The sequence below is a fragment of the Lysobacter sp. K5869 genome, from assembly GCF_018847975.1.
Taxonomy (GTDB): domain Bacteria; phylum Pseudomonadota; class Gammaproteobacteria; order Xanthomonadales; family Xanthomonadaceae; genus Lysobacter.
Map to the genome: position 1 here is coordinate 1,834,935 of NZ_CP072597.1, position 26,477 is coordinate 1,861,411.

General features: G+C 69.0%; 26 protein-coding genes. 19 read left to right on the forward strand and 7 right to left on the reverse strand.

Annotation, left to right across the window (positions count from 1 at the left end; all coding sequences use genetic code 11):
* Positions 1–185: 185 nt before the first annotated feature.
* From J5226_RS07800 to J5226_RS07850, 11 genes are all read left to right on the forward strand, one after another.
* Complete coding sequence (locus tag J5226_RS07800; protein ID WP_215839316.1) at positions 186–2,351, forward strand: S9 family peptidase; 2,166 nt, start codon at positions 186–188, stop codon at positions 2,349–2,351.
* A 290-nt stretch (positions 2,352–2,641) separates the two neighbouring features.
* Positions 2,642–3,085, forward strand: a complete 444-nt coding sequence (locus tag J5226_RS07805; RefSeq protein WP_215839318.1) for a YbaN family protein — start codon at positions 2,642–2,644, stop codon at positions 3,083–3,085.
* Between the two features lie 145 nt (positions 3,086–3,230).
* Complete coding sequence (locus tag J5226_RS25365) at positions 3,231–3,575, forward strand: lipoprotein (protein ID WP_255323023.1); 345 nt, start codon at positions 3,231–3,233, stop codon at positions 3,573–3,575.
* A complete protein-coding gene (gene dapF / locus J5226_RS07815; protein WP_215839320.1) occupies positions 3,568–4,431 on the forward strand; it encodes a diaminopimelate epimerase in 864 nt (287 codons plus the stop codon). Before J5226_RS25365 ends, dapF begins: the two co-directional genes overlap by 8 nt.
* Positions 4,428–5,111 (forward strand): DUF484 family protein, encoded by a 684-nt coding sequence (locus tag J5226_RS07820; protein ID WP_215839322.1) that lies wholly within the window; start codon positions 4,428–4,430, stop codon positions 5,109–5,111. Before dapF ends, J5226_RS07820 begins: the two co-directional genes overlap by 4 nt.
* A gap of 100 nt (positions 5,112–5,211) precedes the next feature.
* Positions 5,212–6,090, forward strand: coding sequence for a tyrosine recombinase XerC (gene xerC / locus J5226_RS07825; RefSeq protein WP_215839324.1), 879 nt, complete (start codon positions 5,212–5,214; stop codon positions 6,088–6,090).
* Between the two features lie 142 nt (positions 6,091–6,232).
* Complete coding sequence (gene hslV, locus J5226_RS07830; RefSeq protein WP_215839326.1) at positions 6,233–6,784, forward strand: ATP-dependent protease subunit HslV; 552 nt, start codon at positions 6,233–6,235, stop codon at positions 6,782–6,784.
* 147 nt (positions 6,785–6,931) lie between these two features.
* A complete protein-coding gene (hslU, locus tag J5226_RS07835) occupies positions 6,932–8,308 on the forward strand; it encodes an ATP-dependent protease ATPase subunit HslU (RefSeq protein WP_255323024.1) in 1,377 nt (458 codons plus the stop codon).
* A gap of 99 nt (positions 8,309–8,407) precedes the next feature.
* Complete coding sequence (locus J5226_RS07840) at positions 8,408–8,803, forward strand: hypothetical protein (RefSeq protein ID WP_215839328.1); 396 nt, start codon at positions 8,408–8,410, stop codon at positions 8,801–8,803.
* A 142-nt stretch (positions 8,804–8,945) separates the two neighbouring features.
* A complete protein-coding gene (locus tag J5226_RS07845; protein ID WP_215839330.1) occupies positions 8,946–10,274 on the forward strand; it encodes an NAD-dependent epimerase/dehydratase family protein in 1,329 nt (442 codons plus the stop codon).
* Between the two features lie 4 nt (positions 10,275–10,278).
* Entirely contained in the window at positions 10,279–10,752 is a 474-nt protein-coding gene (locus J5226_RS07850) for a DUF2269 domain-containing protein (RefSeq protein ID WP_215839332.1), read from the forward strand.
* A gap of 356 nt (positions 10,753–11,108) precedes the next feature.
* On the opposite strand, the gene J5226_RS07855 is transcribed toward J5226_RS07850, so the two are convergent.
* From J5226_RS07855 to J5226_RS07865, 3 genes are all read right to left on the reverse strand, one after another.
* Complete coding sequence (locus tag J5226_RS07855) at positions 11,109–11,579, reverse strand: GNAT family N-acetyltransferase (protein ID WP_255323025.1); 471 nt, start codon at positions 11,577–11,579, stop codon at positions 11,109–11,111.
* A 61-nt stretch (positions 11,580–11,640) separates the two neighbouring features.
* Positions 11,641–12,870 (reverse strand): hypothetical protein, encoded by a 1,230-nt coding sequence (locus J5226_RS07860; protein WP_215839334.1) that lies wholly within the window; start codon positions 12,868–12,870, stop codon positions 11,641–11,643.
* A gap of 34 nt (positions 12,871–12,904) precedes the next feature.
* Positions 12,905–13,360, reverse strand: a complete 456-nt coding sequence (locus J5226_RS07865) for a nucleoside deaminase (RefSeq protein ID WP_091803658.1) — start codon at positions 13,358–13,360, stop codon at positions 12,905–12,907.
* 149 nt (positions 13,361–13,509) lie between these two features.
* Here J5226_RS07865 and J5226_RS07870 point away from each other — a divergent pair, with 149 nt between their 5' ends.
* A complete protein-coding gene (locus J5226_RS07870) occupies positions 13,510–14,400 on the forward strand; it encodes a DUF417 family protein (protein WP_215839336.1) in 891 nt (296 codons plus the stop codon).
* On the opposite strand, the gene J5226_RS07875 is transcribed toward J5226_RS07870, so the two are convergent.
* On the reverse strand, positions 14,374–14,850 hold the full coding sequence (locus J5226_RS07875; RefSeq protein ID WP_215839338.1) for a GNAT family N-acetyltransferase: 477 nt from the start codon (positions 14,848–14,850) through the stop codon (positions 14,374–14,376). The genes J5226_RS07870 and J5226_RS07875 overlap by 27 nt on opposite strands.
* Positions 14,851–14,985: 135 nt before the next feature.
* Between J5226_RS07875 and ubiE the strand changes: the two genes are divergently transcribed.
* Positions 14,986–15,747 carry a bifunctional demethylmenaquinone methyltransferase/2-methoxy-6-polyprenyl-1,4-benzoquinol methylase UbiE gene (gene ubiE / locus J5226_RS07880; RefSeq protein ID WP_215839340.1) on the forward strand — a complete coding sequence of 254 codons (762 nt, stop codon included), beginning with the start codon at positions 14,986–14,988 and terminating at the stop codon, positions 15,745–15,747.
* A 466-nt stretch (positions 15,748–16,213) separates the two neighbouring features.
* On the opposite strand, the gene J5226_RS07885 is transcribed toward ubiE, so the two are convergent.
* Positions 16,214–16,957 (reverse strand): 3-oxoacyl-ACP reductase family protein, encoded by a 744-nt coding sequence (locus J5226_RS07885; RefSeq protein ID WP_215839342.1) that lies wholly within the window; start codon positions 16,955–16,957, stop codon positions 16,214–16,216.
* Positions 16,958–17,316: 359 nt separating this feature from the next.
* Here J5226_RS07885 and J5226_RS07890 point away from each other — a divergent pair, with 359 nt between their 5' ends.
* Genes J5226_RS07890 through J5226_RS07910 form a run of 5 tightly spaced genes read left to right on the forward strand, consistent with a single transcriptional unit; the run spans position 17,317 to position 22,446 of the window.
* A complete protein-coding gene (locus J5226_RS07890; protein ID WP_215839344.1) occupies positions 17,317–19,284 on the forward strand; it encodes a M1 family metallopeptidase in 1,968 nt (655 codons plus the stop codon).
* Positions 19,285–19,297: 13 nt separating this feature from the next.
* A complete protein-coding gene (locus tag J5226_RS07895) occupies positions 19,298–20,278 on the forward strand; it encodes an alpha/beta hydrolase (RefSeq protein ID WP_215839346.1) in 981 nt (326 codons plus the stop codon).
* Positions 20,275–21,006 carry a hypothetical protein gene (locus tag J5226_RS07900; RefSeq protein ID WP_215839348.1) on the forward strand — a complete coding sequence of 244 codons (732 nt, stop codon included), beginning with the start codon at positions 20,275–20,277 and terminating at the stop codon, positions 21,004–21,006. The genes J5226_RS07895 and J5226_RS07900 overlap by 4 nt, the downstream gene beginning before the upstream one ends.
* A gap of 26 nt (positions 21,007–21,032) precedes the next feature.
* On the forward strand, positions 21,033–21,674 hold the full coding sequence (locus J5226_RS07905) for a hypothetical protein (RefSeq protein ID WP_215839350.1): 642 nt from the start codon (positions 21,033–21,035) through the stop codon (positions 21,672–21,674).
* A 34-nt stretch (positions 21,675–21,708) separates the two neighbouring features.
* Positions 21,709–22,446 carry a GH25 family lysozyme gene (locus J5226_RS07910; protein WP_215839352.1) on the forward strand — a complete coding sequence of 246 codons (738 nt, stop codon included), beginning with the start codon at positions 21,709–21,711 and terminating at the stop codon, positions 22,444–22,446.
* A gap of 133 nt (positions 22,447–22,579) precedes the next feature.
* On the opposite strand, the gene J5226_RS07915 is transcribed toward J5226_RS07910, so the two are convergent.
* A complete protein-coding gene (locus J5226_RS07915; RefSeq protein ID WP_215839354.1) occupies positions 22,580–23,602 on the reverse strand; it encodes a dienelactone hydrolase family protein in 1,023 nt (340 codons plus the stop codon).
* A gap of 332 nt (positions 23,603–23,934) precedes the next feature.
* Positions 23,935–24,867: a carbohydrate kinase family protein gene (locus J5226_RS07920; RefSeq protein ID WP_215839356.1), complete on the reverse strand. Its 933-nt coding sequence runs from the start codon at positions 24,865–24,867 to the stop codon at positions 23,935–23,937.
* A gap of 424 nt (positions 24,868–25,291) precedes the next feature.
* Here J5226_RS07920 and J5226_RS07925 point away from each other — a divergent pair, with 424 nt between their 5' ends.
* The gene (locus J5226_RS07925; protein WP_057949112.1) at positions 25,292–26,338 is read left to right on the forward strand and encodes a rod shape-determining protein; all 1,047 of its coding nucleotides are present in this window, start codon (positions 25,292–25,294) and stop codon (positions 26,336–26,338) included.
* Positions 26,339–26,477: the final 139 nt, after the last annotated feature.

Here is a 26,477-nt window from a genome sequence, read left to right on the forward strand (position 1 = left end):
TCCCGCTAGGCTCGCAAGGGCGGAGCAACGGCAAAATGGATTCCGGCTTTCGCCGGAACGACGGGGTGGGGCGACGACCTGCGTCGCTCGGGCTCTACGCCGCGCCCACCCTTCATCCGTGACCTGCGTACGCGTTTCCCGGCCCCGCGCCCTGCGACATTGAGGAATCACCCGGCGGACCCCATATGAAACCCACTTTCTTCACCTTAGCGGCCACGCTTCTGATGACCACGACCCTCAACGCCACCGCCGCCGGCCTGCCCGCGCCGCCCGAAGCGGCCAAGAAGCCGTACACCGTCAAGGCGCCGCACGGCGCGCAGCGGCAGGACGAGTACTACTGGCTGCGCGACGACAAGCGCAAGAACCCGGACATGCTGGCCTACCTCAACGCCGAGAACGCCTACGTCGATTCGGTGATGAAGCCGCTCAAGCCGCTGGAGGACAAGCTCTACGGCGAAATCGTCGGGCGCATCAAGCAGGACGACAGCTCGGTGCCGTACCGCGAGCGCGGCTACTGGTACTACACCCGCTTCGAGACCGGCCAGGACTATCCGATCCACGCCCGCCGCAAGGGCGCGATGGAAGCGGCCGAACAAGTGCTGCTCGACGTCAACGTCATGGCCAAGGGCAAGGACTACTTCAGCGTCGGCGCGATGGAAGTCAGCCAGGACAACCGCATCCTCGCCTGGGCCGACGACGCGGTCGGCCGCCGCCAGTACGTCATCCGCTTCAAGAACCTCGACACCGGCGAGACCTATCCCGACACCATCGAAGGCGCGTCCACCGACATCGTCTGGGCCGACGACAACAAGACCCTGTTCTACATCGAGAACGACCCGGAAACCCTGCTGACCGTGCGGGTCAAGAAGCACGTGCTCGGCACCCCGGCCGCCAGCGACGTCCTGGTCTACGAGGAAAAGGACGACAGCTTCTACATGGGCCTGGGCCGCACCCGCGACGACGCCTACCTGTGCATCGACGTGCACAGCACCGTGTCCAGCGAAATGCGCTGCGCGCCGGCCGCCGATCCGAAGGAATTCGCGGTGCTGGCGCCGCGCGAGCGCGACGTGGAATACCAGGCCGACCGCCTCGACGGCCGCTGGGTGATCCGCACCAACGCGCCGGGCGCCGACGGCAAGCCCGCGCCGAACTTCAAGCTGGTCGTCGCGCCCGACGGCGCGCGTTCGCGCAAGGAATGGAAGGACTGGATCGCCCACCGCGACGACGTCTTCATCGAAGGCTTCGAGCTGTTCGACGGCTTCACCGTGGTGGCCGAGCGCTCCGACGCGCTCGAACGCCTGCGCCTGATCCACAAGGGCGAGGGCGGCAAGGACGGCAAGGAAGAGTTCGTCAAGGCCGACGAGCCGGCGTTCTCGATGGGCCTGTCGATCAACTCCGAGCACGACACGCCGTGGCTGCGCTACAGCTACACCTCGCTGACCACGCCGGCGACGACCTACGAGCTCAACACCGTCACCGGCGAGCGCAAGCTGCTCAAGCGCCAGCCGGTGATCGGCTACGACCCGGAGAAGTACGTCACCGAGCGTTTCTGGGCGACCGCGCGCGACGGCGTCAAGGTGCCGGTGTCGCTGGTCTACAAGAAGGGCTTCGAGAAGAACGGCAAGGCGGCGATGCTGCAGTACGCCTACGGCAGCTACGGCATGTCGACCGATCCGAACTTCTCGGTCACCAACGTCAGCCTGCTCGACCGCGGCATGGTCTACGCCATCGCGCACATCCGCGGCGGCCAGGAAATGGGCCGGCAGTGGTACGACAACGGCAAGCTGTTCAAGAAGCAGAACACCTTCAACGACTTCGTCGACGTGACCGATGCGCTGGTCAAGGCCGGCTACGCCGCGCCCGACCGCGTCGCCGCGTACGGCGGCAGCGCCGGCGGCTTGCTGATGGGCGCGATCACCAACATGGCCGCCGACAAGTACCGGGTGATCCTGTCGCAGGTGCCGTTCGTGGACGTGGTGACGACGATGCTCGACGCCAGCATCCCGCTGACCACCAACGAGTACGACGAGTGGGGCAATCCGGAGAAGAAGGATTACTACGCGTACATGCTGTCGTACTCGCCCTACGACAATCTGAAGAAGCAGGCGTACCCGGCGATGTTCGTCGGCACCGGCCTGTGGGATTCGCAGGTGCAGTACTGGGAGCCGGCCAAGTACGTGGCGCGGCTGCGCACGCTGGATACCGGCACGCAGCCGGTGCTGTTCCGCACCAACATGGACGCCGGCCACGGCGGCAAGTCGGGGCGGTTCCGCCGTTATCGCGAACAGTCGGAGATGTTCGCATTCATGTTCGATCAGCTGCAGGTGAGCCACGAGGCGACGGCGAAGTAAGCCGCGCGCCTCGGACGGTTCGACGACGGGCCCGGCGTTTGCCGGGCCCGTTCGTTTGTGGCGGCGGGTCGTGGCGCAGGGCGCGTGCGGGAATCGAAAGCGGGTAGCGAGGCGGCGCGCTTCCGCTCCGATCGCCGCATTCGACGTGGGCGTATTTTCGCGGTCGCGGCTTGCGCCGCTCCTACAGGGAGCCCATGTAGGAGCGGCGCAAGCCGCGACCGCGACAGGTCGCCGACCGCGAACCCCGCGCAAGACCCGCATCCCCCCACCCCACGCCGCATACTGCCCGCATGTCCGTCCCGCCGCCCTCCGAGGACACCGCCCGAAACCCGGAGCCCGCCGCCGCGCCGCCGCCCGCCGCGCGCCCCAGCCGGTTCCGCTGGGCATGGTGGCTGCTGGCCTACGTCAGCCTCGGCCTGGGCATCGTCGGCATCGCCCTGCCGGGCCTGCCGACCGTACCGTTCGTGCTGCTGTCGGCCTACGCCGCCGCGCGCGGCTCGCAGCGCTTGCATGCGCGGCTGCTGGCGCATCGCCAGTTCGGCCCGATGATCCGCGACTGGCAGGCGCACGGCGCGGTCAGCCGCCGGGCCAAGCGGCTGGCGGTGTCGATGATGGCGCTGTGCGCGGCGATCATGTTCCTGACCTCGCCGAAGTGGTGGATGGCCGCCAGCGGCACCGCGATCATGTCGGTGGTCGCGATCTGGCTGTGGCGCCGGCCCGAGCCGCCGGGCTGACCGGCGGGACCGGTGGGCCGCGCCGGTGTTCTCCAGGCCGGCTTGCCGCCGCGCGCCGCCCGCGCCTGAACCCGTACCCCGACGCCGTTCCCACTCCCGCGCCCCGGGTTCGTTTCGGTCACCCCCGCGGGCTACACTTCGGGGCATGAATGCACGCCTCGCCTCGTTCCTGATCCCGACCGCGTTGACCCTGGCCCTGGCCGCCTGCGGCAACAAGGGCCCGCTGGTCCTGCCGACCGCGCCGCCGCCGCCCGAGCCGCCGAAGACCAAGCCCGGCGAGGTGCCGGTCACCATCTCCACCGTCAACGCGCCGCCGGTGGCGACCGATCAGCGCAAGAAGACTCAGGCCGTGCCGTCGCTGGACAAGGTGCTGGCGCCGCCGGCCGACGCCACCGACAAGAGCAAGACCGACAAGACCCAGCAGGACTCGTCCAGCGGCGAGGACAAGCCGGCCGAGCCGGTGCCCGCCAGCGGCCAGGGCGATGGCTGAGGCCGCCGCCGCCGCGAGCGCGCCGCTGCGTTTCAGCAAGATGCACGGCGCCGGCAACGACTTCGTCGTGCTCGACCTGCGCGGCGGCATCGCGCCGCCGGACGCCGAACTCTGCCGCCGCCTCGCCGACCGCCACACCGGCGTCGGTTGCGACCAGATCCTCACCGTCGAGGCGCCGCTCAGCGCCGGCGCGGTTGCCTCCTACCGCATCTGGAATTCCGACGGCTCGGCCTCGCAGCAATGCGGCAACGGCGCGCGCTGCATCGCCGCCTGGCTGGTGCGCGACGGCGCCGCCGCGGCCGGCGCCGGCTTCGTCGTCGACAGCCCGGCCGGCCGCCACGCGGTCACCCCGCTCGGCGAGGGCGGCTTCCGCATCGACATGGGCCGGCCCGAATTCGATCCCGCGCGCATTCCGCTGCGCGGTTATCCCAGCCGCCAAGACCAATACGTGCTCGACGTGCACGACACGGTGATCGGCTTCGGCGCGGTGTCGATGGGCAACCCGCACGCGGTGATCGAAGTCGACGACGTCGACGCCGCGCCGGTGGAGACCATCGGCCCGATGCTGCAATCCAGCCAGGAATTCCCCGAATCGGCCAACGTCGGCTTCGCCCAGGTGGTCGCGCCCGACCGCATCCGCCTGCGCGTGTACGAGCGCGGCGTCGGCGAAACCCTGGCCTGCGGCTCCGGCGCCTGCGCCGCCGCGGCGGTGCTGATGCAGCGCGGCCGCATCCAGCGCGAGGTCGCCGTGCAACTGCCCGGCGGCGAGCTGCGCATCGCCTGGGCCGACGCCGAGGCCGCGCTGTCGATGTCCGGGCCGACCGCATTCGTGTTCGAAGGAGAGTGGAACCGATGAGCGAAAGACTCGGCGACAAGCCGGCCGAGCTCGGCGCGCACGAAGTCGCTTCGTGGCTGCGCCGCCATCCGCGCTTCCTGCAGCAGTTTCCCGATCTGTCGATGAGTCTGGTGGTGCCGCGCGAGGAAGGCTCGGCCGCCTCGCTCGCCAGCTATCAGCTGGAAGTGCTGCGCGACAAGAACCGCGAACTCTCGCGCCGCCTGCACGAGCTGTTCGGCAACGCGCAGGAAAACGAACGCCTGGCGGTGCGCACGCACCAGCTGACCTTGGCGCTGATGCGCCAGGACAACGCCGGCGACACCTTGCGCGCGATGGCCGCGAGTCTGGCCGAGGATTTCAACGGCGATCTGGTCCGGCTGATCGTGTTCCGCCGCTACGACGGCACGGCCGACAACGAGTGGCTGCAGATCATCGAGGACGGCGACGCGCGCCTGCAGCCGTTCCGCGACGCGCTCGCCGACGGCGAACCGCTGTGCGGCCGCCTGCAGCCGGAAAAGCACGACGTGCTGTACGCCGACCGCGCCGCCGACGTGCAATCCACCGCGCTGCTGCCGCTGCCGGGCGTGGGCCTGATCGCGGTCGGCAGCCGCGACCCGAACCGCTTCTTCCCCGGCATGGGCACGCTGTTCCTGCGCATGATGGGCGAATCGCTGGCGGTGGCGCTGCGCCGCTTCGATTGAAGCCCGCGCGGCGGCCGGGGCCGGCCGCCGCCCTCGCGCGTTCGCGAACAACCCGGCATCGCCACGCCGCGCTCGCGCGCGGCGGAGTAGGATGCGCGGCATGAATCCGGTCGACGCCTTCCTCGATCACCTGCGCGTGGAAAAGCGCATGTCCGCGCATACGCTCGACGCGTACCGGCGCGACCTCGACGCGCTGACCGTGTGGACGCTGCAATACGCCGGCGGCGACGTGCTCGCCCTGCAGGCCGAGGACATCCGCGGCTTCATCGCCGCCGAACACCGCCGCGGCCTCACCCCCAAGAGCCTGCAACGGCGCTTGTCGGCCTGCCGCAGTTTCTACACGTGGCAGGTCAAGCAAGGCGCGCTCGACGCCAGTCCCGCCGCGCCGATCCGCGCGCCCAAGGCGCCGCGCAAATTGCCGCAGGTGCTCGATCCCGACGAAGCCAAGGCGCTGGTCGAAGTCGACACCGACGCGCCGCTGGGCCTGCGCGACCGCGCGCTGCTGGAACTGTTCTATTCCTCCGGCCTGCGCCTGAGCGAGCTGTGCGCGCTGCGCTGGCGCGACCTGGATCTCGACGACGCCCTGGTCACCGTGCTCGGCAAGGGCAACAAACAGCGCAGCGTGCCGCTGGGCTCGCACGCGCGCGCCGCCTTGGCCGAATGGCGCGCCTCCACCGGCGCGGCGTCGGACGCCTTCGTCTTCCCCGGCCGCGGCGGCGCGCAGATCAGCTCGCGCGCGGTGCAGTTGCGCGTGCGCCATCTCGCCCAACGCCAAGGCTTGTTCAAGCGCGTGCATCCGCATCTGCTGCGGCATTCCTTCGCCAGCCACATCCTGGAATCCTCCGGCGACCTGCGCGGCGTGCAGGAACTGCTCGGCCATGCCGACATCGCGACCACGCAGATTTATACGCATCTGGATTTCCAGCATTTGGCGAAGGTGTACGACGCCGCGCATCCGCGGGCCAAGAGAAAGAGCTAGGAGTTAGCGGATAGGAGTTAGGAGATAGAAAAGCAGTCCCCGCTTTTACTATCTCCTAACTCCTATCCGCTATCTCCTGGCCCCAGGGCCCTTGACTGCCCGCCGGTCGCCCCCATCCATGGCCTATCCCCCGGAGGTCGCCATGGACCCGAGTCAGAATCCCAACGTTTTCCACGCCACCACCATCGTCTCGGTCCGCCGCGACGGCCGCGTCGCCATCGCCGGCGACGGTCAGGTCACGCTCGGCCACACGGTGATGAAATCCAACGCGCGCAAGGTGCGCCGCCTGGGCCGCGACGGCCAGGTGCTGGCCGGTTTCGCCGGCGCCGCCGCCGACGCGTTCACCTTGTTCGAATTGTTCGAGGCCAAGCTCGAAAAGCACGGGCAATTGACCCGCGCCGCGGTCGAACTGGCCAAGGATTGGCGCACCGAGCGCCGCCTGGGCAAGCTCGAAGCGCTGCTCGCCGTCGCCGACAAGGAAACCTCGCTGGTCATCAGCGGCACGGGCGACGTGATCGAGCCCGAGGACGGCATCGTCGCCATCGGTTCCGGCGGCATGTACGCGCTCTCCGCCGCGCGCGCCTTGATGGCGCACAGCACGCTCGACGCCCGCGCGATCGCGACGGAGTCGATCAACATCGCCGGCGACGTTTGTATTTATACGAATCGCAATGTGGTGGTGGAAGAGCTTTGACAGCGGGAAAAAAGGGAAAGAAGGGAACGGGGAATGGTTGTCCCGTACTCGCCTTGACCTGCTTTCGCCTGCGTCGCTTCCATTCCCCGTTCCCCTAATTCCCCTAATTCCCCTAATTCCCCTAATTCCCCTGCCCCTGCCCCTGCCATGAAACCCGACAACAGCCACGCCACCATGACTCCGCGCGAGATCGTGCAGGAGTTGGACCGCCACATCGTCGGCCAGCATTCGGCCAAGCGCGCGGTCGCCATCGCGCTGCGCAATCGCTGGCGCCGCATGCAGTTGCCCGCCGAATTGCGCAACGAAGTGATGCCGAAGAACATCCTGATGATCGGACCCACCGGCGTGGGCAAGACCGAGATCGCGCGGCGTCTGGCCACCTTGGCCAACGCGCCGTTCGTCAAGGTCGAGGCCACGCGCTTCACCGAAGTGGGTTACGTCGGCAAGGACGTCGAGCAGATCGTGCGCGATCTGGCCGACACCGCGGTCAAGCTCTATCGCGAGCAAGCCAAGACCCGCGTGCGCACCCAGGCCGAGGAGCGCGCCGAAGACCGCATCCTCGACGCGCTGCTGCCCAAGCGCGTGCCCGGCGGTTTCGGCTTCGGTTCGGAAACGCCGGCCGCCGACCACAGCGCGCCCGACAACGACACCCGCGCCAAGCTGCGCAAGCAACTGCGCAGCGGCGAGCTGGACGATCGCGAGATCGAGATCGAAACCGCGGTCAATCTCGGCGGCGTCGACATCATGGCGCCGCCCGGCATGGAAGAGATGGGCCAGCAGCTGCGGCAGATGTTCTCGCAGGTGTCCGGCGGCAAGACCCACAAGAAGCATCTGTCGATCAAGGCCGCGCGCCCGCAGCTGATCGAAGAGGAAGCCGCCAAGCTGGTCAACGAGGACGACGTGCGTCAGGCCGCCATCGAGGCCTGCGAGCAGCACGGCATCGTCTTCATCGACGAGATCGACAAGGTCGCCAAGCGCAGCGAGGCCGGCATGAGCGGCGGCGACGTCAGCCGCGAAGGCGTGCAGCGCGATCTGCTGCCGCTGGTGGAAGGCTCGACCGTCAGCACCAAGTACGGCGCGGTGAAGACCGACCACATCCTGTTCATCGCTTCCGGCGCGTTCCATCTGGCCAAGCCGAGCGATCTGATTCCCGAGTTGCAGGGCCGCTTCCCGATCCGCGTGGAACTGGGCGCGCTGAGCAAGGACGACTTCGTCCGCATCCTCACCGAGCCGAAGGCGGCGTTGACCACGCAGTACGTCGAACTGCTGCGCACCGAAGGGGTGAAGCTCGACTTCACCGCCGAGGCGGTGGACCGTTTGGCCGAGATCGCGGCGCAGGTCAACGAGCGCCAGGAGAACATCGGCGCGCGGCGTCTGCATACGGTGTTGGAACGCTTGCTCGATGTGCTGAGCTACGAAGCGCCGGATCGCGACGGGCAGGCGGTGACGATCGATAAGGCGTATGTGGATCAGCACTTGGGCGAGTTGGTGCAGGATCCGGATTTGAGCCGGTACATTCTGTAATCGCGGTGGTTCGCGCCCCGTGTCCGCTGGCGCGGCGCGGGGCGGTCCCTATCGCCCCGACAACGCGGGTGCTCGCCTGAAGGAAGGGAGGGACGCGCAATGCCGCAAGCGGATCCGGGCGGTCGGCCGTTGCAATCGCTGATGGCCCTGTATCGAGACGAGCAAGGCGGCGTCATCGATGCCGAGCGCGCACGCATGCGCCGGATCGCCCTCGCGGCCGAGGCGTCCGCTGAAGGCGAGCGCGTTCTCGGCTACATCGAGCGTTTGAGCCAAGCGGGCGACCTGGAGTACGAGGAAGCCCTCAAGCTCGCGAACTTGTTCCACGAACTGTGTTTGTTGCGGCACTACCGCATCGGCGTGACCGACCGGGAGGTCGCGACGGCCGCGGCGCTCCTGCGCGAACGTTTGGCCGCGCGTGGTGCAGGAGCGCTGCGCCACGCGGTCGAGCGGGTGGCTGACGACTTCGACCGGAGTTGGTGGTCGTCGGTGTTGTGAGGTTCCGCGCCGGTCGTCCGGCTGAGCGCGGCGCGCGTTTGGGCCGGCTAAGGCGAGCGCAATCGTGGCGTTCCGTGGCGGATGCGGGTCGCGGTTTATTGACAGTCCCCAGCTCCGCCACGCTCTGCTACCGTGTCGCCCCATGGACGACCCCGCACCCGCAAGCGCGCCACGGATCGACGCATCTCCGCAGAAAACGGCGCTGGTCGTCGGCGCCAACGGCTTTCTCGCCGGCTATCTCATCGCCTCGCTGCGCCGCCACGGTTGGCGCGTGCTGCGCGGCATCCGCGACGGCGGCCGCGCGCTGCGCGAGGACGAACGCCGCGCCGATCTCGCGCGCATGACCTCGCCGCGCGACTGGCGCGAAGCGCTGCAAGGCGTGGACGCGGTGGTCAACGCCGCCGGCATTTTGCGTGAAACCGGCGCGCAAACTTTTCAGACCATCCACGTCGACGGCCCGCTCGCGCTGGCGCGCGCCTGCGTCGAGTTCGGCGTGCCGCGCTTCGTCCAGCTGTCCGCGCTCGGCGAGCCGGCCGACGGCGAGTTCATCGCCTCCAAGCATCGTTTCGACGACGAACTGCTGCAGCTGCCGCTGAGCGCGGTCGCGCTGCGGCCGTCGGTGGTCTACGCCGCGTCCGGTTCGTACGGCGGCACCTCGCTGCTGCGCGCGCTGGCCGCGTTTCCCGGCCGCCATCTGCTGCCCGGCGACGGGCGCTGGCCGCTGCAACCGGTCGCGGCCGAAGACCTCGGCGAACTCGCCGCGCGCGCGGCGGGCGGCGAACAGCGCGGCGTCTACGAAATCGGCGGGCCACGGCCGCTGAGCCTGCGCGAGTATCAAGCGACGTGGCGGCGCTGGCTGCGCATCGACGGCAGCGGCGCGGTGTTCTTCCCCGAATTCCTGGTGAGCTGGCAGGTCGCCGTCGGCGAACGCCTGGGCCGCGGCCCGGTCGGCGAAACCATGTGGCGCATGCTTCGCCGCGGCAACGTCACCCGGCCCGACGCGCATGCGCGCGTGCGCGCCGACTTCGGCCACGCGCCGGCCGATCTGAGTGAGGCGCTGGCGGCGACGCCGAGCCAAGTGCAGGACCGCTGGCAGGCGCAGCTGTACTTTCTCGCGCCGGCCTTGCGCTTGTGCATCGTCGCGCTGTGGCTGATTTCGGCCGTCGCCGGTTGGCTGACGCCGGCCGCGACCATCGACGCGATGACCGCCGGCACGCCGCTGGCCGCGTGGCAGCCGGTCGCGCTGGCGCGCATCACCGGCGGCCTGGACGCGGCGCTCGCGTTGGCCTTGCTGATCGGCTGGCGGCCGCGTTGGGTGCTGGGTTTGATGGGCGTCAGCGTGCTCGCCTACACGCTCGCGTTCGGCGCGCTGCTGCCGGCGCAATGGCTCGATCCGCTCGGCGGATTGGCGAAGAACCTCGTGGTGCTGCCGGCGCTGGCGGTGGCGTGGGTGCTGGCGGACCGGAGATAAGACGATGCTGTATCTGTGGGTGAAATGGATTCACATCCTGTCCTCGACCTTGCTGTTCGGCACCGGCCTGGGCATCGCGTTCTTCTTCTGGATCGCGCACAAGCGCGGCGACGCGAAAGTCATCGCCGAGACCGCGCGCACCGTGGTCATCGCCGACGCCTGCTTCACCGCGCCGGCGGTGCTGGTGCAGTTCGGCACCGGCGTGTGGCTGGCGTTGCAGCTCGGCATGCCGTGGTCGGTGTTTTGGCTGAAGACCGCGTTGATTCTGTTCTTCGTGGTCGGCGCCTGCTGGTTGCCGGTGCTGTGGCTGCAGGGGCGCGCGCGGCGGTTGGCGGCGGAAGCGGCGGCTGCGGGCGCGCCGTTGCCGGCGAGCTATCACCGCACGATGTTCTGGTGGTTTTGGTTGGGGTGGCCGGCGTTTTTGAGCGTGGTGGGGATTTTTTGGTTGATGGTGTTGAAGCCAACCGGAGTTACGTAGCCCCGCCGCCGCAACCCGAAGCCAAGAACCCCCAGCCCATCATTCCGGCAAAAAGCCGGAATCCTCTAACCCCCTCATTCCGACGAAAGCCGGATTCCTCCCAACCCCGTCATTCCGGCGAAAGCCGGACTCCTCCCAATCCCGTCATTCCGACGAAGGCCGGAATCTTCCCAACCCCGTCATTCCGGCGAAAGCTGGAATCCATTTTGCTGTTGCTCCCGCTCTTACGCGAAAGCCACAAAGACAAGATCAAAATGGATTCCGGCTTTCGCCGGAATGACGGATCTTCGGGGACGAAAGGGAAGCGACGAGGAGGGAACATCCGCGCAAACGCCGCGATGCGACACACGCATCCTTCAGCGCCGCACTTCCAGAATCACCCCCACCGCCGGAAACTCGTCGCTCCCCGCCAACCGCCCCAGCCTCCGCTCGATCTCGACGAACCCCTCCGACCGATACAACGCGATCGCCGGCTCGTTGCCCTCCAGCGCCTGCGTCGAAACCACCGGCCCCGACGCCGCAAGCGCATGCCGCAGCAGCGCGCGTCCGACGCCTTGCCGGTAACTGTCGGGATCCACGTACAGCCAATTGAGCGAGGCGCGCTGGAACGCGACGAAGCCGCGCACCACGCCGTCCACTTCGGCCACGTCCAGCCGTCCGTCGAACAAGCCTTCGCTGTGCGCGGTGCGCGCGAGCGTGCGGAACGCGGCGACGCCGGCGCTGCGCTGCAATTCGTCCAGGCGCGCGCGGTCGTGGATCTGGCACAGGCGCGGCCAGTCGCTGAGCTGGTAGGCGCGGATCGACAGCGGGACGGGGACGGCGGCCATGTGCGGCCGATTCTGCGCCGGCCCCCGGCGCTTGCACAGTGACGGGAGTAAGCGTGCCGGCTTACATGTTCGGCGACACCCGCCGGATCAGGCACACCGCTTCGCGCCCGCCGCCGGGCCGCGGCCGGAAGATCGCGACGTAATCGCGCGCCGGCGCGCCGGCGCTGGCCAAGGCCACGTAGGTGGCGTCGCCGAAGCGGAACGGCAGCGCGGTGGTGTAACGAGTGCGGAAGAACTCGTCGCCGCCGGCGATGCCGGGCAGCGGCGCCGGCACCGATTGCGTCGGCGGCTGGCGCTGGCCCCAGGCCGCGTTGCGCAGATCGTCGCACTGCGACAGCGGCGGGTGCGCGCGGTCCCATTGGCACGGCACCGCGGCGATCGCGCCGTCGCCGCCGCGCGCGGCGAAGCCGTCGGCGGACGCGCCGGACACCACCACCAGCGGTGAGTAGTACCAGCCGCCTTGGCCGTCGCTGTCGCTGGAATAGACCTGGTCGATCAAACCGTCGTTGTCGAAATCGAACTCGTCCGCGCGCGCGGCGCCGTAGGCGAATTCGAGCCCGTCGGGCAGCGCGACCTCGTTCTGGCGCTCGCCGGCGTTGAGCCGCCGCAACGCGCCGGCGAACGGCGCGCGCTTGAACGGATCGAACGCCGACCACGACGCTGTCAGTTCGCGCTCGGCCTCGGCGCAGACCGGGCCGCGGTCGAGCAGGCGCTCCAGGCTGCCTGCGGCCGGGCCGGGCGTGGCGACGGCGTATTCGGTTTCGTCCACCGGCAGCGAACTCAGCGCGCGGTCGGCACCGAGCAAGGGCGCGCACGCGGCCGACTGGCTGCAGTCGTAGACGATATCGCGGTCGAGCCGATAGCTCCACGGCGCCGGTTCGGTTTCGCAGCGCGCACGCACCGGGCGCTGGCTGGCGACCTTGCGCCCGTCGACCCACATCGAGAAAAACGTGGCGGCGTCGGCGTTGCAGGAACCGACGATGGGTTCGGCCTCTTGCTGCACGCGCACCCGCACGGTGCGTCCGTCGGCGAAGCGGCAATCGCCGGTTTGCCCGGGCGCGAGCGCGAGGCTGCGCGGCCGGTCGAGATCGCCGGTCTCGAAGGTTTCGCTGAGCGGCTGCGCGCAACCGCCGCGCGCCGGCACTTCGGTGCGGACCAAGGTGGCCTTGGCGCCGTCCTCGGCTTGCCGGCAGATCAGCGCGACCGCGGCGGTGGCGCCGCAGGCGGGCGCTTGCGCCGCCGCCGGAGCGGCGGCGAGCAACAGCGCGGAGGCGATGAAGCGTGCGTGCATGGAAACTCCTTTTCCGTTGCGGGTGGCGAGGGGATCAGTCCTCGCCGATGTCCTCGTTCCACACCTCGGGATTGGCCGCGATGTAGCCGCCGAGCATCTCGATGCATTCCTGATCGGCCAGATCGATCACCTCGACGCCGCTCTCGCGCAGCCAGTCGATGCCGCCGCGGAAGTTGACCGATTCGCCGACCACCACGGTGCCGATGTTGAACTGGCGCACCAGCCCGCTGCAGTACCAGCACGGCGCCAGCGTGGTGACCATGATGGTGTCGCGGTAGCGGCGCTGGCGGCCGGCCTTGCGGAAGGCGTCGGTTTCGCCGTGCACCGAGGGGTCGTTCTCCTGGATGCGGCGGTTGTGCCCGCAGCCGAGCAGGCGGCCGTCGTTGTGGTACAGCGCCGCGCCGATCGGGATGCCGCCCTCGGCGATGCCCTGGCGGGCCTCGGCGACGGCGGTGGCGAGCAAGGCGCGGTAGTCGGGGGTGGCGATCATGCGTAACTCCTGTGCGTATCGCCGTGCAGTCTGGCGCGCCGGGGCGTCCGGGTCGAGAGGCCGCGCGAATCCTTTCGCGCCGCGCGGGCCTCTTGTGACCGTACGCGCCGATGCGCGCGGGAGATGGAGCGGTAACGATGCATTGTTCGATGGAACGCGCGCCGACGGCGCGCGCGTGGGCGGTCTCGGCGCGGGCGCTGGGGCTGCTGATGCTGTGGTTCGGCGCGATGCGCGCTTTCGAGTTCGAAATCGCCGCCTTGGGCAAGACCTTGGCCGGCGCGGGACTGTCGGCGCTGGCGACGCAAGCGGCGTGGCTGAGCCCGGCGCTGGGCGCGCTGGAATGCGCGATCGGCGCGGTGTTGCTGGCCGCGCCCTCGGGCCGATGGCGCCGCGGCGCGGCGTTCGCGGCGATGGCGTTCTGGGCCGCGGGTTTGCTCGGCCTGCTGAGCCCGGCCGCGTGGGTGCACGACGCGCCCTACGGCGGCTTCCCGGTGATCGGTTCGGGCCAGACCCTGCTCAAGCACCTGGGCATCGCCGGCCTCGCCTTGGGCGTGTTCGCGCACGAGCGCGGCTGCGGCCGCGGCCGGCGCCGCGCGCTGTGGACGCTGTGGGCGGGGCAGTGGCTGGTGCTGGGCTGGATCGGCGCGATGAAGTTCACCCGGGTCGAAGCCGAGGGCGTGGCCGGGTTGATGCAGAGCAGCCCGCTGTTTTCCTGGCTGTACGGACCGCTGGACGTACAGGGCGCGTCCAATCTGATCGGCGCCATCGAATTGCTCACCGCGGCGTTGATCGCGACCTGGCCGCGTTGCCCGCGGGTGGCGCGCTGGGGCTTGCTCGCCGCGATCGCGACGTACCTGCTGACCAACAGCTTCCTGCTGAGCCTGCCGGGCTGGCAGCCGGGTTACGGCTTCCCGTTCGTCGGCGGCACCGGCCAGTTCCTGCTCAAGGACGTGTTGCTGCTGCTCGGCGCGTGGGCGCTGCTGCGCGCGGGTGCGGCCGATCGCCGCACCGGCTCAGCCCGCGCCGCGTCCGCGGCGTAGCAGGTCGATGTGCGGGATGCCGTCCTCGACATACGGCTCGGACGAAGGCTCGAAGCCGTAGCGGCCGTAATAGGCCTGCAAGTGCGACTGCGCGCCGATCTGGATGTCGGCGCCGGGCCAGCGCCGCTCGATCTCGATCAGCGCCGCCTCCAGCAGCGGCCCGCCCAGGCGCTGGCCGCGGAATTCCAGCGCGGTCAGCACCCGGCCGAAGCTGACTTGGGGATAGCTCAGGCCGGCCGGCAGGATGCGCAGATACGCGGCGAGCCGGCCGTCGGCGGCGCGGCCCATCAAATGCACCGCCTCGGGGTGCTGGTCCTTGCCGTCGGGATCGAGGTAGACGCAGTTCTGCTCGATCACGAACACTTGCGAGCGCAGGCGCAGCAGCTCGTAGAGCTCGTCCAGGCTCAGGTCGGCGTAACGCTTGGCTTGCCAGCTCACGGTCGGGCTCATCCCCGCATCATGCCAAAGCGCGAGGGCGCCGGAGCGGAGCGGGGCTAATCCTTTTGTGGGAGGGGCTTGCGGCCGGGGCGCGGGGCGCGCGGCCCGGCAAAGCCCGGGCCCGGCCGGCATGCGATAATCGCGCCCATGAACGAATCCAAGCCCCAGCCCGACACCACCCACTTCGGCTACCGCGAGGTGCCGCGCGAACAGAAGCGCAAGTTGGTCGGCGAGGTGTTCTCCTCGGTCGCCGGCAACTACGACCTGATGAACGACCTGATGAGCCTGGGCATCCATCGGGTTTGGAAGCGTTACTTCACCGCCACCGCCCAGGTCCGCCGCGGCGACCGCGTGCTCGATCTGGCCGGCGGCACCGGCGACATTGCCGCGCTCTTGCGCGAACGCGTCGGCGACAGCGGCAGCATCGTGCTCGGCGACATCAACTACGACATGCTGAAAGTCGGCCGCGACCGCATGACCGACCGCGGCCGCGTCTCCGGTTTCGAGTACGTGCAGTGCAACGCCGAAGCGCTGCCGTTCCCCGACGCCAGCTTCGATCTGGTCACCATCGCCTTCGGCCTGCGCAACGTCACCGACAAGGACGCCGCGCTGCGCGAGATGCTGCGCGTGCTCAAGGTCGGCGGGCAGGCGCGGGTGCTGGAGTTCTCGGAAGTGAAGGCCGAGTGGTTCAAGCCGATCTACGACTTCCACTCGTTCAACGTGCTGCCCAAGCTCGGCCGTTTGTTCGCCGGCGACAGCGACAGCTACCGTTATCTGGCCGAGAGCATCCGCCAGCACCCGCCGCAGGACGAACTCAAGCGGATGATGGTCGAGGCGGGTTTCGCGCGGGTCGACTACAAGAACCTGTCGGCCGGGATTTGCGCGGTGCATACCGGCTACAAGGCCTGAGCCTCGCGGGTCGGCCGCGAACGGAAAAACGCTGGGCATCGCCCGGCGTTTTTCGTTGTGCGATGGCGCTGAAGTCTCTGGATCTCCGCTTTCGCGGGGACGACGCGCTGGAAGCGGCGTATCGAAGCCGGATGAGCCAGCGACGGCGACGCCGCCTCTGCGTTGGCGAATCGCCCATCGTCATGCCCGCGAAGGCGGGCATCCAGGGCTTGGTCGCGATGCGGTCGCGAGGTTTTTTGAAATCGGCTCGGCGAGAGCGAAAGCAAAATGGGTTCCGGCTTTCGCCGGAATGACGGCGTGGGGATTGTCGGCGTGGATAACGACGGCGTAGAGAGCGACGACGTAGAGAACGACGGGGTGGAGAACGACGGGGCGGAGAATGTCCGCGGTGGAGCGCGCGACGAACCCCGCTGGCCGCATGCCCGCAGAGGCGGGCATGCGCGAGCTGGGTCGCGATAACGCGCGATCAGGCCGAAAAACCGCCGTCCACCGAAATCTGCGTGCCGGTGATGAAGGCGCCGCCCGGACCCGCCAGATGGGCCACGGTCGCGGCGATGTCGTCGGCGCTGCCGAACTCGCCCAGCGGCAAGCCCGCGCGCTGATGGTCGGCGCCTTCGCCGTTGGCGGGGTTCATGTCGGTGTCGATCGGGCCCGGCTGTACGGTGTTGACGGTGATGCCGCGCTTGCCCAGATCCTGCGCCAGGCCCTTGCTCAAGCCGACCACCGCGGCCTTGCTCAGCGAGTACAGCGCCATGCCCGGCGCGCCCACGCGCTCGCCCAGGCAGCTGCCGATGGTGACGATGCGGCCGCCGCGCGGCAGATGCTTGGACGCCGCCTGCGCGGCCACGAACGGCGCGCGCACGTGGATCGCCATGACCCGCTCGTAGCTTTCCAGCGATTCGTCCTCGAACGGGCCGTAGGGGAAGATGCCGGCGTTGTTGACCAGGATGTCGAGGCGGCCGAGTTCGGCCACGGTGCGCTCCACCGCCGCGGTCACCGCGTGCGCGTCGGCGCTGTCGGCGGCGATGGCGATCGCGCGGCGGCCGCCGGCGCGGATTTGCGCGGCGAGGTCTTCGGCGCGCTGGGCGGAGCTGACGTAGGTGATCGCCACGTCGGCGCCGTCGGCGGCGAGACGGCGGGCGATGGCGGCGCCGATGCCGCGGCTGGCGCCGGTGACGAGTGCGACTTTGCCTGCGAGGGGTAGGGTCATGTCTAAAGTTCCGAATGTTGGAAGAACGGGACAAGGCTAGCCGGCCCGGGAACCGCGCGCCAGTCCACGCCGTCGGGACGATGCGTATCGCCGAGGCGGTCAGATGGCGCGGAGCGCGGTGGCTCGGTGCCGCCGCGCCGCCGACATCGGCGCCGTCGAAACCGGCGCCGCCGCACGCCGCCGACACGGCGGCAGCCATCGACGCCGAAGCAGCCGCCTCCACGCCGACCTCTCGAACCCGCCGCCCCGACCCGGACATCGCCCGCGCGCCGCCGCCCGCGCCGACTGCCAAGATGCACAAGCCCCGCCGCGGGACGAGGCGCTACACTCGGCCCTTCGCCCGTCTCCGTGATCCTTCGATGCGCACTTCGATCCTCACCGTCTGTCTCGTCGCGGCCCTCACCGCCGCCGCCGGCTGCTCGCGCGATGCCGCCGCGCCTGCCGCCGATTCGTCCAAGCCCGCCGCGACGCCGGAGGCCAAAGTGAGCGACACCGCCGTAGCCGCGGCCGACCGCGACGAACATTCCTACGCCCAGCCCGATCTGGTCCGCGTCGACGATCTGGCCCTGGAGCTGAAGGTCGACTTCGCCGCCAAGACCCTGTCCGGCAGCGCCACCTACACGCTCGACTGGACCGATCCCAAGGCCGTCCAACTGGTGCTCGACACCCGCGACCTGAAGATCGAGCAAGTGTTCGGCGAAGCCGCCGACGGCAAGTGGCAGGAACTCAAGTTCGCCCTGGCCGACGCCGACAAGACCCTCGGCAGCAAGCTCACCATCGAAGCGCCGCAGCGCAACAAGCGCATCCGCGTCGCCTACACGACCTCGCCCGGCGCTTCCGGCCTGCAGTGGCTGGAGCCGTCGATGACCGAGGGCAAGAAGCAGCCCTTCATGTTCAGCCAGTCGCAGCAGATCCACGCGCGTTCGTGGGTGCCGCTGCAGGATACGCCGAGCGTGCGCTTCACCTACACCGCGCACGTGACCGCGCCGAAGGACGCGATGGTGCTGATGAGCGCCGACAACGATCCCAAGGCGGCGCGCGACGGCGACTACAGCTTCAAGATGCCGCAGAAGATTCCGTCGTACCTGCTCGCCATCGCCGCCGGCGATCTGACCTTCCAGCCGATCTCCAACCGCAGCGGCGTGTGGGCGGAGCCGGCGATGGTCAAGAAGGCCGCGACCGAGTTCGCCGACACCGAGAAGATGATGGAAACCACCGAAGGCCTGTACGGCCCGTACCGGTGGGAGCGTTACGACATCCTGGTGCTGCCGCCCTCGTTCCCGTACGGCGGCATGGAGAATCCGCGCCTGACCTTCGCCACGCCGACCGTGATCGTCGGCGACAAGTCGCTGGTCTCGCTGGTCGCGCACGAACTGGCGCACAGCTGGTCGGGCAACCTCGTCACCTTCAGCAGCAGCAAGGACGCCTGGCTCAACGAAGGCTTCACCAGCTACGTCGAGAACCGCATCGTCGAGGCGCTGTACGGCAAGGAGCGTTCCGACATGGAGAACGTGATCGGCCGCAACGAGCTCGCCGCCGAGTTCAAGACCATCGATCCCAAGCTGCAGGCGCTGGCGCTCAAGCCGGGCACGCTGAAGGATCCCGACGACGCTTCCAGCGCCACCGTCTACACCAAGGGCGCGTGGTTCCTGCAGTTCCTCGAACAGCGCTACGGCCGCGAAGTGTTCGATCCGTTCCTGCGCGGCTACTTCGACCACTTCGCGTTCCAGTCGATCCCGACCGCGAAGTTCGTCGACTACGCCAAGGCCAACCTGCTCGCCAAGCATCCGGGCAAGGTCAGCGAGGCCGAACTGGACGAGTGGATCTACGGCCCGGGCATTCCGAAGTCGGCGCCGGCCACGGTGTCGCCGCGCTTCGACGCGGTCGACGCCGCGCGCAAGGTTTGGCTCGACAGCGGCAAGTTGCCGGACGCCGCGGCCACCGCGAAGTGGAGCACGCAGGAATGGGTGCACTTCGTCGAAGGCATGCCGGAAAAGCTCAGCGTCGATCAGCTCAAGGCGCTGGACGGCGCGTACAAGTTCACCGGTACGCCCAACGGCGAAATCGCCCAGCGCTGGTATCCGCTGGCCGTGCGCAGCGGCTACCACGCCGCTGACGCCGCGATCTCCGCGTTCCTGCAGAAGATCGGCCGCCGCAAGCTGATCATGCCGACCTACGACGAGCTGGTGAAAACCCCCGAAGGCCTGAAGCTGGCCGAAGAGACCTTCGCCAAGGCCAAGCCGGGCTATCACCCGATCACCACCGGCTCGGTCGAAGCCGCCATCGCCAAGGCCAAGGCCGCACCGGCCGCGGCGGCGGGACAGTAAGAACGCAGGGCGCATGCGCACGCCTCGCGCCCTGCTCAAGACGGCCGCCCTCGTGGCGGCCGTTTTGCTGTGCGCGCTCGCGCTGTGGCTGTGGCCCGATCCGTATCGCGTGGTGCTGGCCGACTACGCGCGCCAGCGCTGGCAGGCCGGGCTGACCCGCAACGCGGCGAAGATCGACGACCACCGCTGGGTCTACGCCTACAACGACGACGCGCCGGCGAACGCGCCGACCGTGGTGATGATCCACGGCTTCACCGGCAGCAAGGAAAACTGGTATCCGCTGGCGCAGCGTTTGCGCGGCCGCTATCGCTTGTTCGCGCCGGACTTGCCCGGCTGGGGCGAAAGCGAGCGCAAGGCCGGCGGCGATTACGGCTTCGTCGCGCAAAGCGCGCGCGTGGCCCGCTTCATCGAACAAGTGGCGCGCAAGCCCGGCAGCGAGGTGGTGCTGCTCGGCCATTCGATGGGCGGCGGCATCGTCGCGCTGACCGCGGCGCGGCATCCGCGCGAGGTCGATCGCATGGGCCTGTTCGACGCGGCCGGCGTGCGCTTCAACGACAACGCCTTCGGGCTCGCGGTGCTGCGCGGCAAGAACCCGTTCGCGGTGAACGACGCGGCTTCGCTGCAGCGCTACATCGACATCGTGTTCTACGACGACGCGGCCAAGCCGGTCATCCCGTGGCCGGCCAGCCGCATCTACATCGACAAGCGCCGCCGCGATGCCGACTTCGAGCAAGCCGTGCTCGACAAGATCGGCCGCAGCGACGAACGCTTCCTCCCCGGCATCGAAGCCGCCGGCATCCGCCAACCGTCCTTGCTGCTATGGTGCGCGCAGGACGTGGTGATCGACCCCAGCGCCCTGGACCTGTACGCCGCGCGCCTGCCGCAAGCGCAGCGCGTGCTGCTGCAAGGCTGCGGCCATATGTCGATCGTCGAACGCCCGCAACAAGCCGCCGACGCGGTGAACCGACTGATAACCGAGGCCCGCCCGCGATGAAGCTCCATCACGCCACCGCACTGCTCGCCGCCGCGATGATCCTGGCCGGCTGCGAACAGCCCGACCCCAAGATCGCCGAAGCCGCGCAGGCGGCGCAGAAGGAGCAGGCGGCCGCCGCCGAAGCCAAGAACTTCGACAACGCCTACGCCGAACAGAAGTGGGACATGGCCGCGGCCTACGGCGAGATGGTGACCTCGAAGTACGCCGGCACGCCCACCGCCGAACGCATCCGCGCCCAGTACGAGGAAGCGCAGGGCAAGGCCAAGACCGCGCGCGAACAGCGCCGGGTCGAATCGCTGTGGTCGTACATGAGCACGCCGGTGAAGCTGGCCAAGGGCAAGGACGGCACCCAGCTGTCGGCCTCGATCTACGCCAAGGCCAACGTCGAGACCGACGGCGGCACGCCGCGTCCGGTGCAGCTGATCTTCCGCGACCATCCCGATTGGGGCCGCAGCAGCTACCTCGTGCTGCAAGCCGGCGATTTCAATTGCTACGGCGGGTGCAAGCTCAAGGTCACGCTGGACGGCAAGACCAAGACGATGGCCGGCAGCCGGCCGAAGACCGACGAAGCCATCGCCATGTTCGTCGAGGACGAGCGCGGCCTGTGGCGCGCGGTGGGCGGCGCGAAGGAGTTGAGCATCGAATTCCCGGTCAAGGCCGGCGGCACCCGCACCGCGACGTTCGAGGTGGGCGGGTTGAAGCCGGAGAAGATGCCGGGTTGGAAGTGATGCGCGGGATTTGACGGGAGCCGAGCATGGATTCGTGGCACAAGGGACTGTGCGTTGGGGTGGCCGCGGCGCTGGCCTGGTCGGCGCAAGCGGCGCCGCCGAAAAAGGCCGAGCCGCCCAAGGAGATTTACTCGTTCAAGCGCGATGCGGCGCCCGCGCCCGGCAGCGCGCGGGCGCAGGCCTTGGCGGCGCTGGCCGGCGCGCAGGAAGCGACCTTGTCCTCGCTGCAATCGTGGACCTTCCCGGACGAGCTCAAGGACCTCAGCGAAGTGCCCAGGGCGCAGCACAACCAAGCGGTGGCCGAGCGCTACCAGCGCAGCCGCCAACAATGGTGCGAAAGCGCCGAATGCTTCTACCAGACCCGCGTACTCGGCCGAACGCCGGTCGCCGCCGCGGACCTCGACGCGATGCGCAAGCTGCTGCGCGGCGCGCTCGGCGCGGTGCCGCCGTACCCGTCGACCTGCCTTCCCCAATACCGCCACGCGCTGAGTTACGTCAGCGCGGGCAAACGCTACGACATCCTGCTGAGCTATCCGTGCGGGCAGATACTCATCGGCATCGACGGCCAGGAACGCGAACGCGGGCAGGCGTCGCTGACTCAGCAACGCGCGCTGGACGAAATGCTGACCCGCGCCGGGGTGCCCTTGGCCGCGCCCGCGAAACCCTGAGCCGCGGCCGCGCAGGCTTGCTACGCTGACGGCGATGAACGCGAAACTCGCCCGCCCGCGCTGGCGCCGCATCCTGTGGCGCACCCTCGCCATCGCCGCCGCGGTGCTGGCGATCAGCATCGCCGCGCGCTGGTGGTTCCTGCATTGGCAGCCCGATCGCGCGCGCTATCCGCTGCGCGGGATCGACGTGTCGCACCATCAAGGCATCGTCGATTGGAAGACCGTGGCGCGCGACGATGTCGCTTTCGCCTATCTGAAAGCCAGCGAAGGCGGCGACCACCGCGACCGCCGCTACACCGACAACGAACGCGAAGCGCGCGCCGCGGGCGTACCGGTCGGCGCCTACCACTTCTTCACCTTCTGCCGCGGCGGCGCCGAGCAAGCGGCGAACTTCCTCGCCGCCGCGCCCGCGAGCGCCGACGCGCTGCCGCCGGCGGTGGATCTGGAGTTCGGCGGCAACTGCGGACGCCGGCCGGACGCGGCGGCGATGCGCGCCGAGCTCGACGCGTTCCTCGCGCCGGTGGAGGCCGCGTATGCCAAGCCGGCGCTGTTGTACGTGACGCCGGAATTCTTCGACGCGTACCGCGAGGCCTTGCCGGCGCGGCCGTTGTGGCGGCGTTCGATCCTGCATGCGCCGGATTCGCGCGCGGCTTGGGCGGTGTGGCAGTACCACAATCGCGCGCGGGTCGAAGGCATCGAGGGGCCGGTGGATCTCAATGTGTTCGAGGGCGATGCGGCCGCGTTCGCGCGTTGGCGCACGTCGGTGCGTTAGCCGCGCGATCTACCTGTAGGAGCGGCGCGAGCCGCGACCGCGAATACGCAACTACGGCGAAACGTTCGGCGCGATCGGTCGCCCCGCAGTCGCGGCTTGCGCCGCTCCTACAGGTAGATCGCGCGGCTCGCGATTACCGCTTGGGTTTCGTGTGCCCGCCGCCTTTGAACTGCGCATCGAAAAACTTCACCGCCGCCGCATTGATCTCGCGATGCGCCGCCGCCCGATCCACCCCCGGCGCATCGGTGCAAATGACGGGCACTTCTTTCGCGAACCCCGCGCTGCACGGCGGCAGGAACACGTAATGCCCCGCGCCCGGCACTTCGGCGAAGCCCGCGAGATTCGGCACTAAACCGCGGATGCGCAGCCCGTTGTCGGCCGGCGCCAACACCTGATCCTTCTGCGCGATGTAGAGGAACACGGGGTTCTTCATCGCGCGGAAGCTGTCGGCGTCGAACAAGATGCTGAAAGGCGCCATCGCGAACCCGGCGCGCACGCGCTTATCGACGGTCGGCGGCGGATGGGCAATCGTCTGCATCTTCTCGGGCAACGGCTGGTCGCACAGTTCCGGCATGCCCGGATGCTGTTCGCAATACTTCGGAAACAGCGCGAAATCGGGCGTCGCGCCCAGCAGCAACAACGTGGTGTAGCCGCCCGCCGAGAACCCCGCCGCGCCGATGCGCTTGGCGTCGATGTGCGCGCCGATGCGCTTGTCGGCGAGCAACGCGTCGATCGCCGCGCTGGCCTGCCACGCGCGGCCGAGCAGGGCGCGATCGGTGCCGGCGCCGCTGGCGTCGTCGTAGCTGTCGCCGGTGTGCTGCGGCGCGACGACGATGTAGCCGTGGCGCGCCAGTTCCGCGGCGAGATCGTGGTGGCCGTACATACTGCCCAGGTGGCCGTGCGAGAGCACGATCAGCGGGAACCGGCCGGCCGCGGGCGCGGCGTCGCGCTGGGCCTGGATCGGGTACGGACCGACTTCGGTGGACACCTCGCTGCCGGCCTCGGTGCTGGGATAGAACACCGCCGCGGGCACCTTCGTGCCGGTGACCGGCTCGCGGGTTTCGATCGTGCCCAGGCCGACGCCGTCGGCGTGAGCGGCGCAGGCGGCGAGCAGGGCGGTCAGCAGCAACGGCAGGCGGAGCGTGGCGCGGCGCATGGGGCGGAGTCCCGGCGAGGTGATCGCGCCGATTCTACGGCCGCTGCGGCGGTGCGCCATGACAACGACGGCGTTATGCGAGCTGCGCGTAGGAGCGGCGTGAGCCGCGACCAACCGAAGAGGACGAATACCACGTCGCTGTCCGAGGTCGGGATATCCGGATTCGCAAAAAAGATAGCCGGCCGGTTTTGGCTTCGGAAGCTTCGCTTGTGTGCGTCGCTTCGGTCGATCGCGGCTTACGCCGCTCCTACAGGCGAGCCACGCCGGGCTCTCGCAAAAGAAAAATCCCGGCCGAAGCCGGGATTTTCCGGTTCTCGCGAACGCCGCCGAACTTACAGCGCGTAACCGAACTGCTGACGGAACTGCTCGGCGAACTCTTCGTAATCGAAGCGCTGGTTCTGCGTGCCCGGATGCTCGACCTTCAGCGCGCCCATCAGGTTGCCCATGCGGCCGATGGTCAGCCAGTCGTAGCCCTTCTCGATGCCGAAGATCAGACCGGCGCGGAACGCGTCGCCGCAGCCGGTCGGGTCGGTCACGCGGCGCTCGTACGCCGGCGGGATGGTGTAGGTCTCGTCCGGCGTGTGGATGATCGCGCCGCGCGGGCCGAGCGTGGTGATGTAGGCCTTCACCCGCGACACGATCTGCTTCTCGTCCCAGCCGGTGCGGGTCTGCAGCAGGTTCGACTCGTAATCGTTGACCACCACGTAATCGGCCTGCTCGATGAAGGCGCGCAGCTCTTCGCCGTTGAACAGCGGCATCGCCTGGCCCGGATCGAAGATGAAGGGAATGCCGAGCTCGCTGAATTCCTTCGAGTTCTGCAGCATGCCCTCGCGGCCGTCCGGCGCGACGATGCCGAAGGTGACGCCGGCGACGTCGCGCACGTGGTTGCTGTGCGAGTTCGACATCGCGCCGGGATGGAACGCGGTGATCTGGTTGTTGTCCAGGTCGGTGGTGATGAAGCACTGCGGGGTGAACTGCTCCTCGAACACGCGCACGCAGTCCAGGCGGATGCCGTAGGACTCCAGGTGCGCGCGGTACGGGCCGAAATCCTGACCGACGGTGGCCATCGGAATCGGATCGCCGCCGAGCAGCTTGAGGTTGTAGGCGATGTTGCCGGCGCAGCCGCCGAACTCGCGGCGCATGCGCGGCACCAGGAACGAGACGTTCAAGATGTGGACCTTGTCCGGCAGGATGTGGTTCTTGAACTGGTCCGGAAACACCATGATGGTGTCGTAGGCCAGCGAGCCGCAGATCAGCGCAGACATGTAGGTTCACCCCGAAGATTCGTTATTGGACACGTCGTCGTTGCGGAGTCCGATCCGCGAACGCAAAAACGGGCGACTTTGTGGCCGCCCGGCGGCGGTAGGGTAGCCGCTGGACGCGCGCGCGGCCAGTTCTTTGCGCCGCCGGCCCCGGCCGACCCCGGTTTTCCGACCCCGCGACCGGGCCATCTTGCCCCCGGACCGGACCCGTCGCCCGGGGGCGGAAGACAGGGACGGCCCGCGACCCGACCCCGGTCCGGCCCGGCCCCGGACCTAGGGTTATCCCCAGGGTCGGCGACCCGTCCGGCCGGGCCTTTGCTGAATAGCCGGCGCCCCCCGAAACCGTTGATTTTCCTTGCTCGCAGGGGGGGCGATTGCTAGGCTAACGCCCCCGCTCCGCCCCCATTTTTGACGGCCCAATCCCCCGATGTTCAAGAAGTTTCGCGGCATGTTCTCCAACGACCTGTCCATCGACCTGGGCACGGCGAATACCCTCATTTATGTCCGCGGCCAGGGCATCGTGCTGAACGAGCCGTCCGTGGTCGCGGTGCGCCAGGACCGCATGATCGGCGGCAACCGCACCGTCGCGGCGGTGGGCGGCGAGGCCAAGCAGATGCTCGGCCGCACCCCGGGCCACATCACCACGATCCGGCCGATGAAGGACGGCGTCATCGCCGACTTCACCTACACCGAGGAAATGCTCAAGCATTTCATCCGCAAGGTGCACAAGTCGCGCTTCCTGCGTCCGAGCCCGCGCGTGCTGGTGTGCGTGCCCTGCGGCTCGACCCAGGTCGAGCGCCGCGCGATCAAGGAATCGGCCGAAGAGGCCGGCGCGCGCGAGGTCTACCTGATCGAAGAACCGATGGCCGCGGCGATCGGCGCCGGCATGCCGGTGACCGAGGCGCGCGGCTCGATGGTCGTCGACGTCGGCGGCGGCACCACCGAAGTCGCGGTGATCGCGCTCAACGGCATCGTCTACTCGGCCTCGGTCCGCATCGGCGGCGACCGCTTCGACGAATCCATCATCAACTACGTGCGCCGCACCTACGGCACCCTGATCGGCGAAGCCACCGCCGAGCGCATCAAGCTCGAAATCGGCTGCGCCTACCCGCAGGAACGCGCCAGCACCGTGGAAATCTCCGGCCGCAACCTCGCCGAGGGCGTGCCGAAGATGGTCACCATCAATTCCAACGAAGTGCTGGAAGCCCTGCGCGAGCCGCTGTCGGGCATCGTCTCGGCGATCAAGCTGGCGCTGGAGCAGACCCCGCCGGAACTGTGCGCCGACGTCGCCGAGCGCGGCATCGTCCTCACCGGCGGCGGCGCGCTGCTGCGCGACCTGGACCGCCTGATCAGCGAGGAAACCGGCCTGCACGTGCAGGTGGCCGACGATCCGCTGACCTGCGTCGCCCGCGGCGGCGGCCGCGCGTTGGAACTGGTGGACATGCACGGCAACGAGTTCTTCGCGCCGGAGTGATCCGCGCGAAGATCCGACCGCGCGGCGCGCGCGGACTGCGTTTCCCCCGATGCAGTCCGCCCATGCGCCCGTCGCGCGATGTAAGGGCTAAGATTCAAACCGAGTTCCATCGTCACGCGCGCAGCGAACTTTCGCTGCG

Bases quoted from the DNA above. Each gene is read 5' to 3' on its own strand.
- J5226_RS07800 (WP_215839316.1), top strand. From the start codon at position 186: ATGAAACCCACTTTCTTCACCTTAGCGGCCACGCTTCTGATGACCACG.
- J5226_RS07805 (WP_215839318.1), top strand. From the start codon at position 2,642: ATGTCCGTCCCGCCGCCCTCCGAGGACACCGCCCGAAACCCGGAGCCC.
- J5226_RS25365 (WP_255323023.1), top strand. From the start codon at position 3,231: ATGAATGCACGCCTCGCCTCGTTCCTGATCCCGACCGCGTTGACCCTG.
- dapF (WP_215839320.1), top strand. From the start codon at position 3,568: ATGGCTGAGGCCGCCGCCGCCGCGAGCGCGCCGCTGCGTTTCAGCAAG.
- J5226_RS07820 (WP_215839322.1), top strand. From the start codon at position 4,428: ATGAGCGAAAGACTCGGCGACAAGCCGGCCGAGCTCGGCGCGCACGAA.
- xerC (WP_215839324.1), top strand. From the start codon at position 5,212: ATGAATCCGGTCGACGCCTTCCTCGATCACCTGCGCGTGGAAAAGCGC.
- hslV (WP_215839326.1), top strand. From the start codon at position 6,233: ATGGACCCGAGTCAGAATCCCAACGTTTTCCACGCCACCACCATCGTC.
- hslU (WP_255323024.1), top strand. From the start codon at position 6,932: ATGAAACCCGACAACAGCCACGCCACCATGACTCCGCGCGAGATCGTG.
- J5226_RS07840 (WP_215839328.1), top strand. From the start codon at position 8,408: ATGCCGCAAGCGGATCCGGGCGGTCGGCCGTTGCAATCGCTGATGGCC.
- J5226_RS07845 (WP_215839330.1), top strand. From the start codon at position 8,946: ATGGACGACCCCGCACCCGCAAGCGCGCCACGGATCGACGCATCTCCG.
- J5226_RS07850 (WP_215839332.1), top strand. From the start codon at position 10,279: ATGCTGTATCTGTGGGTGAAATGGATTCACATCCTGTCCTCGACCTTG.
- J5226_RS07855 (WP_255323025.1), bottom strand. From the start codon at position 11,579: ATGGCCGCCGTCCCCGTCCCGCTGTCGATCCGCGCCTACCAGCTCAGC.
- J5226_RS07860 (WP_215839334.1), bottom strand. From the start codon at position 12,870: ATGCACGCACGCTTCATCGCCTCCGCGCTGTTGCTCGCCGCCGCTCCG.
- J5226_RS07865 (WP_091803658.1), bottom strand. From the start codon at position 13,360: ATGATCGCCACCCCCGACTACCGCGCCTTGCTCGCCACCGCCGTCGCC.
- J5226_RS07870 (WP_215839336.1), top strand. From the start codon at position 13,510: ATGGAACGCGCGCCGACGGCGCGCGCGTGGGCGGTCTCGGCGCGGGCG.
- J5226_RS07875 (WP_215839338.1), bottom strand. From the start codon at position 14,850: ATGAGCCCGACCGTGAGCTGGCAAGCCAAGCGTTACGCCGACCTGAGC.
- ubiE (WP_215839340.1), top strand. From the start codon at position 14,986: ATGAACGAATCCAAGCCCCAGCCCGACACCACCCACTTCGGCTACCGC.
- J5226_RS07885 (WP_215839342.1), bottom strand. From the start codon at position 16,957: ATGACCCTACCCCTCGCAGGCAAAGTCGCACTCGTCACCGGCGCCAGC.
- J5226_RS07890 (WP_215839344.1), top strand. From the start codon at position 17,317: ATGCGCACTTCGATCCTCACCGTCTGTCTCGTCGCGGCCCTCACCGCC.
- J5226_RS07895 (WP_215839346.1), top strand. From the start codon at position 19,298: ATGCGCACGCCTCGCGCCCTGCTCAAGACGGCCGCCCTCGTGGCGGCC.
- J5226_RS07900 (WP_215839348.1), top strand. From the start codon at position 20,275: ATGAAGCTCCATCACGCCACCGCACTGCTCGCCGCCGCGATGATCCTG.
- J5226_RS07905 (WP_215839350.1), top strand. From the start codon at position 21,033: ATGGATTCGTGGCACAAGGGACTGTGCGTTGGGGTGGCCGCGGCGCTG.
- J5226_RS07910 (WP_215839352.1), top strand. From the start codon at position 21,709: ATGAACGCGAAACTCGCCCGCCCGCGCTGGCGCCGCATCCTGTGGCGC.
- J5226_RS07915 (WP_215839354.1), bottom strand. From the start codon at position 23,602: ATGCGCCGCGCCACGCTCCGCCTGCCGTTGCTGCTGACCGCCCTGCTC.
- J5226_RS07920 (WP_215839356.1), bottom strand. From the start codon at position 24,867: ATGTCTGCGCTGATCTGCGGCTCGCTGGCCTACGACACCATCATGGTG.
- J5226_RS07925 (WP_057949112.1), top strand. From the start codon at position 25,292: ATGTTCAAGAAGTTTCGCGGCATGTTCTCCAACGACCTGTCCATCGAC.